The sequence below is a fragment of the Enterococcus sp. AZ194 genome (assembly GCF_051713825.1).
GTDB lineage: Bacteria > Bacillota > Bacilli > Lactobacillales > Enterococcaceae > Enterococcus_K.
In genome coordinates, this window is record NZ_JBIOQR010000001.1 from 2,641,564 (window position 1) to 2,653,091 (window position 11,528).

Sequence of the window (11,528 nt, forward strand, 5' to 3'; positions counted from 1 at the left end):
GTCACTCCCCTTCAGGTAAATACTTATCTAACATCTCATCTTTAATTCGTTTTAACTCTGTTCGAGGAAGCATTGCAAGTAACTCCCAACCTAAATCTAAGGTTTCTTCAATCGAACGGTTTGTCGTAAAGCCTTGATTGACGTATTGTTTTTCAAACTGCGTAGCAAATTTTGCATAGGAACGATCACTATCAGATAAAGCCGACTCACCTAACACGACGCCTAATTCCTTCGCTTGTTTTCCTTGTGCATATGCCGCAAAGAGCTGGTTCATCGTCGCTGCATGATCCTCACGTGTTTTGCCAGGACCCGTACCTTTATCCTTAAGTCTTGATAGAGAAGGCAGCACATCAATTGGCGGTTGAATGCCACTCTTGTACAATTCTCTTGAAAGGATAATTTGCCCTTCAGTAATATAACCAGTTAAATCGGGAATCGGATGGGTTTTATCATCTTCAGGCATCGTCAAAATTGGAATCTGTGTGACGGAACCTTTTAACCCACGAATTCGCCCTGCACGTTCAAATAAAGTCGCTAAATTCGTATATAAATACCCTGGATACCCTCTTCGTCCTGGGACTTCACGGCGAGCGGCAGAGATTTCTCGAAGAGCTTCGCAATAGTTGGTCATATCGGTCATGATCACTAGTACATGCATACCTTTTTCATAAGCTAAATACTCAGCCGCTGTCAAAGCCATACGCGGTGTCGCAATCCGTTCAATTGCGGGATCGTTAGCTAGGTTCATAAACATTACCGAACGATCAATGGCGCCTGTCTGCCTGAAATCCTCCATAAAAAATTCAGCCTCTTCAAAAGTAATACCGATAGCTGCAAAGACTACAGCAAACTCTTCATCACTATTCAAAACATTTGCTTGGCGAGCGATTTGAGCCGCTAACTCCTTATGCGGCAACCCAGAGCCCGAAAATACAGGGAGCTTTTGCCCACGAACTAATGTATTTAAATGATCGATGGCAGAAATTCCAGTTTGAATAAATTCATCTGGATAATCTCTAGCCACAGGATTGATGACTTCCCCATTAATATCTAACATTTTTTCTGGTAAGATTTCTGGACCATTATCCTTTGGTCGGCCAAGACCATCAAATACGCGACCAATCATATCTTCAGAAACAGCTAGCTCTAACGGATGTCCCAAAAAACGCACGGCAGAATCCCTTAAATTGATCCCACTTGTTCCTTCAAAAATTTGGACCATGGCTTTATCTTCATGGACTTCTAAAACCTGACCACGACGAATTTCGCCGTTTTGCATACGAACCTCGATTAACTCTTCGTATTTCACACCAGAAACTTTATCCACTGCCATCAAAGGCCCCACTACTTCACCAATCGTACGATATTCTTTAATCATGGGACATCCCTCCTTCAGCGATTATTTCTTGCATGGTTTGTTTAATTGATTGTAAATACCCATCTAATTGATCTAATTCTGTCTCAGGCACGTACTTACTACGAGCAATTCGATCGCGTAGCATGACAGTTCCTTTCATGATTTCATTTAGATACGAACCTAATTCTAATGCACGTAAGCCCTCTTTTTGGAAAGTTAAAATCAAGTCTAACATTTTGAATTGTTTTTCACGTGAGGTAAAGGTATCAACCTCATCAAAGGCATTTTGTTGTAAATAATCTTCACGAATCGACTTAGCCACTTCCAGGGTTAGACGATCTTTATCTGATAGAGAATCCACACCTACCAAACGGACAATTTCATTTAATTGCGCTTCTTCTTGAAGAATCCGCATACCTTCAGTTACCATATCTGACCAATCAGCTTGTAACGCTTGATCCATATATTTGCCAACCTCAGTTGAATATAATGAATAGCTTTGTAGCCAGTCAATGGAAGGGAAATGCCGTTTCTGCGCTAAAATGGAATCCAAGCCCCAGAAAACTTTTACGACGCGCAATGTGTTTTGTGTAACGGGTTCAGAAACATCTCCACCAGATGGAGAAACCGCGCTGATTGCCGTAATACTACCTTCACGATTGTCCGATCCTAATGCCACAACACGACCAGCACGTTCATAATATTCAGCCAAACGACTCCCTAGGTAGGCCGGATATCCTTCATCCCCAGGCATTTCTTCTAGGCGGCCGCTCATTTCTCGGAGTGCTTCTGCCCAACGAGAAGTGGAATCAGCCATAATCGCCACACTGTAGCCCATGTCACGGAAATACTCAGCGATTGTAATGCCTGTATAAATCGACGCTTCACGAGCGGCAACGGGCATGTTCGAGGTGTTGGCAATTAGAACGGTTCTTTCCATCAAGGATTCCCCTGTTTTTGGGTCAATCAATTCTGGAAATTCGTTTAGTACGTCAGTCATCTCATTGCCTCGTTCACCACAGCCAACATAAACGACCAAGTCAACATCGGCCCATTTGGCAATCTGGTGCTGAACGACAGTTTTCCCCGCGCCGAATGGGCCTGGCACAGCAGCGGCGCCCCCTTTTGTTACAGGGAAAAAGGTATCAATCACACGCTGACCGGTAATCATTGGCGCATCTGGATTGAGTTTTTCTTTGATTGGACGACTTCGACGAACCGGCCATTTTTGCAGCATGGTTAGTTTTTTTTCACCGTCTTCGGTTTCTAAAATACATACAACTTCATCGATGGTAAATTCGCCATAATGAATTTCTTTGATTGTTGCAGTTCCCTTGACGCTATTTGGAACCATGATTTTATGGAGGATAACCTTGGTCTCTTGGACAGTCCCAATAATATCACCAGAACTGACGGTATCACCGATTGATTTTATAGGCTCAAATAGCCATTTTTTTTCATGATCTAACGCTGGAAGCTGAACACCTCTTGCTAGAAAATTACTTTGTGTGATTGCCATAAAGGTATCCAATGGCCGCTGAATACCATCAAACATTTGTGAAAGAATCCCAGGAGCTAATTCAACAGATAGAGCTTCACCCGTCGTTTTTACTACCTCACCAGGACCTATTCCGGAGGTTTCTTCGTATACTTGAATGGAGGCTACATCGCCACGCATTTCAATGATTTCTCCAATAACGCCTAAGTCCCCTACCAGACACATATCTTGAATACTTGCATCTGACATGTTCTCAGCCATGACTAAAGGACCGGATACTTTAATAATTTTTCCTTCTTGCAAATTCCTATCTCCTTTGTCTTATAGAATGTTTTGCCCAACTGCCCGTTCAACATTTTTCTGAATATCTGAAAGCCCCTTGCCTAATGTTCCCTGATGATTCGGAATTAGAACAATCGCAGGTGAGACTTCTTCTTTGTAGCGGTTAATAGTTTCTTCAGCCATTGCCGCACATTCTTCTGTAATATAAATTACACCGTAGTCTTTTTTTGCCATGTCTTCAATGCTTTGACGAACAACTTGACTAGAATGTCCATAACGAACGTCAAAACCAAATAGCTTAAAGGGCATAACTGAATCTTTATCGCCTACGACACCAATCTTATATGCCAAGCTGTCTCATCCTTTCTTTAATCATAGCTGTTGAAAATCGACCTCGTTTGCCGACAACAATCGTTCGTAAGTTTCGTGCTTCGACTTCTTTGGCATGTAAAAAAGCCAAAAGTGGTAATGGACCAAATGCTTCAGTTTGAGCTTGTCGATAGAAACTCGTAAGGTAGTTTTGAGTGATGATTTCTAATTGAATAAAATCAATGTCGTTTTCTTTTAATGCTGGAGAAAGAATCTGTGCATAGGATGAATCTTTTAAGAAAAGAATCAATTCACGTAAAGGCTTTTCTGTAAAAGACAAGAAATCTTCTTTTGGAATGTCACCTGAACTAGACAAGACTGTTGTCATAAAGGCCGTACTACGGTTTTGTTTGATTCCACGTGCCGATGTCGAAATATTGGTTAAATCGATAAAAGCAATCACCTCTTCTAACAGTTCAGGTGAACCAATTTGTTCAGCTAGTTGCCTTTGTGCCGTTAAAAAGTGACGATCATAAATCACATCAATTCCTTGTAAAATAGTCGATTCGGCTAAATATTCATTGACTTCTCTGATACTATTCATGGCAAGCTCTGGCAAATAAGCAGACTCGCCTGTAGATACGGCCTCTTTTAACCAATCAATCTCATAAAGTCCATCATCGATACACAGATAGTCCAAATCTTCCCCGATATAGAACGATTTACTAATCACTTTAAGATTATGAAAGGTATAACGCATGGTATACATCCAAATCAGATCCTTTTGTGGGGCAATCTCTACTAACCAACGAAACAACTGGCTTCTTTCGTTCGCTAAATTTTTCTCAAATTCGTGCTCAAAGCCTTCATAGATAAACTCTCGATAAATAGTTGTAGAAAGTAGAGTTCCGACTTCTTCGACGGTTTTAGTTTGAACGAGTCGATCGATTGTTTCTTGTGGAAGCAACTCTAGTTCTTTTCCACGAATTAACGGATTCACCATGTGGTAACTGGATTGTTTCAACTAAATCCCCCCTTTATCCGAATAAGTATGTGGCCATTTCAAAGCGCATCGTCTCTTCAATATCTTGAATAAGACTTTTGTATAAAAAGTTATACTGTACGCCGTTATTGTCAACGAGGAAACCTGCTTGTTGAGGGACCTCTTCTGTTGATAATTTGAGTGTGAAAGGAAGCTCTGAATTAATTTTTGTCAGCCAGTCCTCAGTAAAGTAACTTGTTGATTTTTGACCGACTAGAAATAACTGCTCCCCACTCAGCGGTAACGTACGCAAAGCTGCTTTTGCAAATGCGCGGTGCTCCTCTTTTGACCAGTCTTCCATTGCTTGTACAGCTTCATTAAATAGTTTGTTGAGAAAGACTTGCTTTTCAGTTAGAAGTTTCTGGCGATTATCAATTTGTTGACGATTTTTCTTTTGTTTATATGTTAGATTAACTTGTTGAAGTTGCTTTTCTTTTCGTTTTGACTCTTCTTCTTTTATGCGTGCTTTTTCGCTATCAAATGCTTGAATTTGTTGCGCACGTTCGTTTTTTTCAAATTGTTCGCGCTCTTTTTCAGCTTGCTCATTTATTTGTTGGATAATCGTTTCAATAGAATCCATTGGTTACCTCCCACTTACACATTTAGGACAAGTAGGAAAGAAATTACTAATCCTAAAATAGCGTATGTTTCAACCATGGCTGCATAGATAATTCCTTTTGTTGCATGCTCAGGTTTTTTAGCTAAAATTTGAATACCGGCAGCCGCAACACGCCCTTGGGCAATACCTGAAAATAGACCTGTGAAGGCAATCGGTAACGAAGCACCTAAGTAGCTCAAGCCTTGAACCATTGTCATGTCACCTGATAAATTCGTGAAGATTAAAAAAGCGATAACGAATCCATACAGTCCCTGTGTACCGGGCAGTAGTTGCAAAATTAGTGCTTGACCAAATTTTTCTGGCTGACTAGTGGTCAATGCAGCCGCAGCTTCCCCGGTCATCCCAACCCCTTTTGCTGATCCAATTCCTGAAAAAATTGTTGCTGTTGCCATTGCTAATACGGCGAACACGATACCGCCATTTTCATTAATTAAATAATCAATCATTGTTTATAGTTCCTCCTGTTAATTCTTTTTTTTATGTTCAATGTTCATATATTTTTCTGCTGTTTTTAAAGGATAAAACGGTCTTCCTCCGCCTGAATAAAATTTACCAAAATATTCGACATATTGCAGTCGCGCCCCATGGACATAAGCTCCTAATAAAGATAAAAATATATTTAAGGCATGAAGGACGAAAATCAGTAATATACCAATTGTAAAGCGAGCGATTGGTGGCATAAATGCCACAAGTAGATTAAATGCTGAGGCGATACTTCCACCAGAAATACCTAATGCCATCAATCGCGTGTAACTAACCAAATCACCGATATATCCAGTCACGTTGTATAGATTATAGGCTCCTTTTGCAGCTCCTTTGAGTTTGGAAGGCGATTGAATCACTGGAATTACCAAAATAGCTAAAGCTGAGATACCAGCAATGCTAGCTCCAATAATCATAAGAGGTTGACTGTCTACTAACAGAGCACCCACAGCTACTAAAGCAATTCCGATAAGAATCCCTTGCCAAGAAAACCCATCGTTTACCGCAGATAAATAATCCTTGCGTTTGATATGTTCTTTTCCAGCAACGAATAAGCCAACTAATATTTGGATAAAACCAAACAGTACGGATAACAACAAGATTGTTTGCATATCATCGGTAGTTGAAAGAATTGGGAATGGTAAGGGAATACCCAAGACCTTATTAGGTAAAGACATACCAAAAAATGAGCTGTAGATGAAGCCCCAAAGAATCGTCGGAATGGCTAGAATTTGGAAAAACTTGACAAAACGAGCCGTTCCACGTGGGAGAACAGTCAACTTTTGTGCAAGTACAGTCCCTAATAACATCACTAATCCATAGCCAATGTCAGCCACCATCATGCCAAAAAAGACAAAATAAAATGGCGCCATCCAAGGAGTCGGATCAATTTCATCATACTTAGGTAAACTGTACATCTCCGTTAACATTTCAAATGGTCGAACCAACGGGTGATTTTTTAATTTGGTTGGAATTTCTGTTCCAATTTCCTCCGTTGTTGGCTCTTCAAAGCTCATATAAACCGTTTGATTACCTAATCGTTGTGTACAAAATTCGGTTAACTTTTTTTTGTCCTCCACAGCTAGCCATCCTTGAATGATTGTCAGATGTTTGGCTTGTATCAGTTGGTTTTTGATCTTTTCACGTTCGAGTTGGGCAAGAAAGACTTCCTCGGCCCATTGCAGTTCTCTTAATTGAGAGGCGTGCTCAGTGATTGTTGAAGAAAGATCTTTTTCCGTTTGGTAAAGAGTAGCTAAAGCTTCTTTTACTTGTTCTTGTTCAACTTTTGGCGAATGAGGATAGGAATAGTCCATTTTTGTAAAATGAAATGCTGAGACCAGCTCCTCGATAACAGGGGTCTCTTCTTTTAGATAAATAAGCCCTAAGTAGGTTTCATTTGGATGGTGAAACAGTTCTTCGATATAAGTTGTTGTTCGCTGCTTTATTGCTTCAATAAAATCGAGTTGCGAAGTTTCGCGAATAAACCCTAATGTCATTTGCGTCCCTGCTGAATGAAACTCGCTAGGATTGACGTCTAAGTATTGCCAATTAGACAACCAGCTTTCTTTTTCCAGTAAGGTTTCTTTTTTTTCTTGAAGACTTAGCCATTCTTTTTTTAAGTGAAGCAAATGATTAAGCTTATTAGAAAACTGTTCCGAAGCGAATTGTTCTTCTAATTCTTGCAGCGAAATTTCTTGTCGATGTAATCCTGAGTTTTTTTGGTTTATCGCACCATTTCGTTGAAGAAATAAACTAGCTTCGTTAATCTTTGATAAAAGAAGGGTAATCTCTTCTTCATTCGTTTTTTGTTTTGTTTCAAATGCTTCAGAAAAGTACTCCTCTACCCAAAAATTACTTGCGTTTTTTTCAGATAAATCTCGAACTTCAATTGCTTGTAACCCTTGAAGGACCTGTAAAACGTCTTCTAAGTGTTTTTTTTCTAAAATGATTGAGACTTTTTCTATTTTAGAGACGGCCATAGGTTTGTTTCACCCTTTCGATAATTGTCTTGACTGCCGTTGCCTTTTTTTCATTATAGAGTTGTTGATAAGTTGCCCGTGTTTTCTCGGAAACTTGTTGCAATTCTGCTTGCTCTTGTTGGAGAGACTTGGTTAAATTTTCTTCTAGTGCGTGTACCTCTTCGATGGTTACGTTTTGAGTACGCACTTTTATTGCACGTAATTCATTTTCTTTTTGTTCCTGTTCTTGCCTTAACTTATGAATGAGTGCTTCTTTTAATTCCTCATTCTCTGTTTCAGCAGACTGAATCTTTTTTACCGCTTCTAACATTGACCTCTTCACATCCTTTTCTTGGTCAAAAAAGACACCGAACCTATTTTAGAAAGTCCAGTGCCTTTGAAATGACAGTAATTGGTTAGAGGGACACCTTCTTTATTGTTCTTCTCACCCCTTGAAGAACCTGATCCTTGAAAGCTTGCGCCCAACCATTTTTTATTCAGATATGCTTATTAGTATATCAAATAATGGGGGAAAAGCCAATATTTTTCACTAACAGACAGATACTTCTAAAGAGAATCGAAATATTTTTGAAAGCAGGATTCACATGATACAATTGAAAAAGAAAAAGGAGTGAGTTTATGAACCAACCGATTATTGGAATTGCTGGCAATCAGTTAATTCATGCAACAGAAGTATTTAATGGGAATTTTGTTACGTACACACCTCAGGGCTTTGTAGATGGCGTTTTGGAAGCTGGTGGTTTGCCTCTGATTTTACCTATAAGCGCTCCTAAAAAGGCGAAAGACTACATAAAAAGTATTGATAAACTGTTACTAGCAGGAGGACAAGATGTCAGTCCGAGAATGTATCATGAGGAACCCCAGCCAACATTGGAAGAAACAAATTATGCACGAGATATTTTTGAAGCAGAATTAATTAAAGAAGCCATTTTGCAAAAGAAACCTATCTTGACGGTATGTCGTGGCACGCAACTATTAAATGTGGTGTTAGGTGGCACGCTTTATCAGGATTTATCTCAGTATGATCAATGGCGTGTCAAGCATGCACAACAGCCAACAGCGCCCCAATTTTCTACGCACAGTATAACGGTGTTCTCTGAGAGTCAAATTGGGCAACTAATCCCTGACAAGACCTATGTTAATTCGTATCATCATCAAGCACTAAAAGAGTTAGCTCCTGGATTAATAGCGACTGCCTGGGCAGCAGATGGCATTATTGAAGCAGTTGAAAGCTCAGAAGGCCTGCCGATTTTGGGTGTTCAGTGGCATCCTGAACTAACTCGCAGCGTAGAGGAAAAAGAACAAAAAATATTTGATTATTTCGTAAATGAGATGTAAAACTAGCACTAGTTAAACAACAGATAAACAAAAAAGGAGAGCATGGGATATAACTTTTTGAGTTAGGTCCCAGCCTCTCTTTATCCGAATAAACGGTGGGTACAGAAGCAACTCCTTCGGAAATAAGCTGAAATTCACAAAAATTTGAAGAGCAATTTCCGTGAATTCCTTCTTATTTCTCGGAGTTAAACACTTCTGTCCCATCCTCCTATTCCTGAATAAACGGTGGACAGAAGAGACTCCAGTCCGAACTTCTTTTTGTTTAGAAATTGAATGAATCTGGATCTGATCCTAGTCGTTCATCAATGTTTAACGCGTTGATTTGTTCAATTTCTTCAGCTGTTAATTCAAAGTCGAATACGTCGAAATTCTCTTTGATTCGACTTTCATGGACGGATTTAGGAATCACGATAATATCATTTTGGAGATGCCAACGAATAATTATTTGTGCTGCTGATTTTCCATATTTTTGACCAATTTCAATAAGTTTTGGTGTTTCTAAGATTTTTCCTTGCCCTAATGGAGACCACGCTTCAACTGCAATGCCTTCAGCCTCTAAGTACGCACGTAGGGGTTCTTGCGTCAATGTTGGGTGGATTTCAATTTGATCGACCATGGGCTTGATTGTCGCTGTGGTCAATAAATCCTCTAGATGATGTTGATGGAAGTTGGATACACCAATCACTTTTGCGCGACCACTGGCATAAATTTCTTCTAAGGCTTTCCAAGAGTCCTTGTACTTACCAGCAACCGGCCAATGAATTAAGTATAAATCAACATAATCTAAGCCTAATCGTTCAAGACTTTCATCAAAGGCTTTTAAGGCAGATTCATACCCTTGATCATCATTCCATAATTTGGTAGTCACAAATAGTTCTTCTCTAGGAATATTTGAACGGCGAATGCCTTCGCCTACTCCCTTTTCATTTTTGTAGACTTTTGCGGTATCAATCATCCGATATCCTGTTTCTAGTGCCCATTGTACTGCTTGTGCGGCTTCTTCATCCTCCACACGCCATACTCCGAGGCCAAAACGTGGCATTTGAGTACCGTTTGCTAATTGTTTTGTTATTGTCAAATCGTTTCCTCCTCTATGTCTTATTTCTTTTATTTTCCGTTTCTTTGTGACTAACGTCAATTATTTTGCGCATTTATTTATGTAAAGGCGAGCCATCGATAAATGTTGACGTTAAAAAAGTTATGTCCCAAACTTCTTTTATCCGAATAAACGGTGGACATAGAAGAAACTCCATCTGCACGTTGTTCCGCTCTCAACAACTTCTATGCATGGGACATGCTAGAGTTGAAGGACTCCGATCTCATCAATCTCTAAAGGTGAGACACCTTAAGAATTGAAGGACTCCGATCTCATCAATCTCTAAAGGTGAGACACCTCAAGAATTGAAGGACTCCACTCTCAACAACTTCTACGCATGGGACATGCTAGAGTTGAAGGTTCTCGGAGTTACACACTTCCCAACCTCTTTTTTTGTGTTACTTTTTTCCGGCTAACCTTGCATGCAGTCAATCTTTTCCATAATTTGAGAAGGAACAACTGAAACAAGGGTTAAAACGAGTAAGGTAGCAAACCATTTCCACCAAAACGTTTCCTTCAGCATGTCTCTACCTCCTTTGTAGACGCTGTACTTCAGCACTGACCTTGTTTTTCAGATAGGCTCTGTATCTAAAAAGTAAAAAATGAAGGTTATAGACGACCGTTATTAACATGGTCATTTCTAATAGAGTGAGATGAAGAAATCGTTGAACCTGATTCACTTCAAGTAGTTCAAGTAGTCCGACCACAACTAAGGTAAGCATCACCACGGTTCCCACCGCAGAAAAAGCATTCATTTTTTCCTCGCCGAATTTTGATATCCCCATAATCATTAAAAACAGGAGGATTGACAGCCCACCTATCCCATAAAAAAACCATTCGATACTCATCATCTCACCTCTTTTCTTATCTCTAATTATAGTAAATCCAAGGCAATAAATAGCTTTCCTATCCTAATTGGTCAATTTTGTTTCCTAAACGGCTCAAGTAAACCGATTAAATGTTTAAATGAAAAACGCTATTACCTGTGTCGTGTATCGGTTTTCTTAATTCTAAACATCTCCAGTAGTCGCACTCGCACTTTCGACATAGTCTAGTGCTAATGAAAAAGCGACGAGTAAGTGTTCATCTGACCTATTTAAGCAATCAATCTCGTAAGAATCAGCCATTTTTAACCATTGTTTATTGACTGAACCAATTTGATGGCCGTTTTTTAAGACCTTAAACTTTGAAGTCCAGTTGCCTTCCATGGTAATATCTGAGCCCACGACTTCATATTTTGGTTTAAAAGACATCATTTTTTTTTGAATCAGAAGCTCTTGACCATCTGTTGTCCGCAAAAAGAACGCTGTGGACCAGCTTCTTAGTTTTTGAACCACTTCGGCTACTTGATTCCCCTGTATGTCATAGAGAAAAAAACGCTTCGAAAAGCTCATCAATTTCTCCTCTGCATAATACACATCATTTCCAAAAGCATCCTTAATATAAAAACGATCCTTCATACTCAATAATTTTTGTTTTACATATAGTTTTCTCATTGTTAGACACTCCTATTTTTTAATTGGAT

12 protein-coding genes, 1 pseudogene and 1 other annotated feature are annotated in these 11,528 nt (G+C 39.5%); of the genes and pseudogenes, 1 reads left to right on the forward strand and 12 read right to left on the reverse strand.

Annotated features, from left to right (window positions below; translation table 11 throughout):
* Position 1: 1 nt before the first annotated feature.
* From IGI37_RS12415 to IGI37_RS12450, 8 genes are read right to left on the reverse strand one after another with little or no spacing between them, the layout of a single operon-like run.
* The gene (locus tag IGI37_RS12415; protein ID WP_438762291.1) at positions 2-1,378 is read right to left on the reverse strand and encodes a V-type ATP synthase subunit B; all 1,377 of its coding nucleotides are present in this window, start codon (positions 1,376-1,378) and stop codon (positions 2-4) included.
* A complete protein-coding gene (locus IGI37_RS12420) occupies positions 1,371-3,158 on the reverse strand; it encodes a V-type ATP synthase subunit A (protein WP_438762292.1) in 1,788 nt (595 codons plus the stop codon). Before IGI37_RS12420 ends, IGI37_RS12415 begins: the two co-directional genes overlap by 8 nt.
* 18 nt (positions 3,159-3,176) lie before the next feature.
* Positions 3,177-3,488 carry a V-type ATP synthase subunit F gene (locus tag IGI37_RS12425; protein WP_438762293.1) on the reverse strand — a complete coding sequence of 104 codons (312 nt, stop codon included), beginning with the start codon at positions 3,486-3,488 and terminating at the stop codon, positions 3,177-3,179.
* On the reverse strand, positions 3,478-4,449 hold the full coding sequence (locus IGI37_RS12430) for a V-type ATPase subunit (protein ID WP_438763650.1): 972 nt from the start codon (positions 4,447-4,449) through the stop codon (positions 3,478-3,480). The genes IGI37_RS12425 and IGI37_RS12430 overlap by 11 nt, the downstream gene beginning before the upstream one ends.
* Before the next feature lie 34 nt (positions 4,450-4,483).
* Positions 4,484-5,068, reverse strand: a complete 585-nt coding sequence (locus tag IGI37_RS12435; protein WP_438762294.1) for an ATPase V — start codon at positions 5,066-5,068, stop codon at positions 4,484-4,486.
* 14 nt (positions 5,069-5,082) lie between these two features.
* Positions 5,083-5,553, reverse strand: a complete 471-nt coding sequence (locus tag IGI37_RS12440; protein WP_438762295.1) for a V-type ATP synthase subunit K — start codon at positions 5,551-5,553, stop codon at positions 5,083-5,085.
* An 18-nt stretch (positions 5,554-5,571) separates the two neighbouring features.
* Complete coding sequence (locus IGI37_RS12445) at positions 5,572-7,569, reverse strand: V-type ATP synthase subunit I (protein ID WP_438762296.1); 1,998 nt, start codon at positions 7,567-7,569, stop codon at positions 5,572-5,574.
* Positions 7,556-7,879 carry a hypothetical protein gene (locus IGI37_RS12450; RefSeq protein WP_438762297.1) on the reverse strand — a complete coding sequence of 108 codons (324 nt, stop codon included), beginning with the start codon at positions 7,877-7,879 and terminating at the stop codon, positions 7,556-7,558. Before IGI37_RS12450 ends, IGI37_RS12445 begins: the two co-directional genes overlap by 14 nt.
* A gap of 108 nt (positions 7,880-7,987) precedes the next feature.
* Positions 7,988-8,036 (reverse strand) — a sequence feature (sodium ion sensor (DUF1646 type); this cis-regulatory element may regulate processes involved in with the transportation of sodium ions).
* A gap of 151 nt (positions 8,037-8,187) precedes the next feature.
* Between IGI37_RS12450 and IGI37_RS12455 the strand changes: the two genes are divergently transcribed.
* Positions 8,188-8,907: a gamma-glutamyl-gamma-aminobutyrate hydrolase family protein gene (locus IGI37_RS12455; RefSeq protein WP_438762298.1), complete on the forward strand. Its 720-nt coding sequence runs from the start codon at positions 8,188-8,190 to the stop codon at positions 8,905-8,907.
* An 81-nt stretch (positions 8,908-8,988) separates the two neighbouring features.
* Here the strand turns inward: IGI37_RS12455 and IGI37_RS12460 are convergent.
* The 4 genes and pseudogenes from IGI37_RS12460 to IGI37_RS12475 form a co-directional block, all read right to left on the reverse strand.
* Positions 8,989-9,111 (reverse strand): annotated as a pseudogene (locus IGI37_RS12460) (DUF3788 family protein); the annotation flags it as partial.
* Positions 9,112-9,169: 58 nt separating this feature from the next.
* Positions 9,170-9,949: an aldo/keto reductase gene (locus IGI37_RS12465; protein WP_438763651.1), complete on the reverse strand. Its 780-nt coding sequence runs from the start codon at positions 9,947-9,949 to the stop codon at positions 9,170-9,172.
* Positions 9,950-10,530: 581 nt separating this feature from the next.
* On the reverse strand, positions 10,531-10,851 hold the full coding sequence (locus IGI37_RS12470; RefSeq protein WP_438762299.1) for a hypothetical protein: 321 nt from the start codon (positions 10,849-10,851) through the stop codon (positions 10,531-10,533).
* A gap of 162 nt (positions 10,852-11,013) precedes the next feature.
* The gene (locus tag IGI37_RS12475) at positions 11,014-11,499 is read right to left on the reverse strand and encodes an LURP-one-related/scramblase family protein (RefSeq protein ID WP_438762300.1); all 486 of its coding nucleotides are present in this window, start codon (positions 11,497-11,499) and stop codon (positions 11,014-11,016) included.
* Positions 11,500-11,528 lie beyond the last annotated feature (29 nt).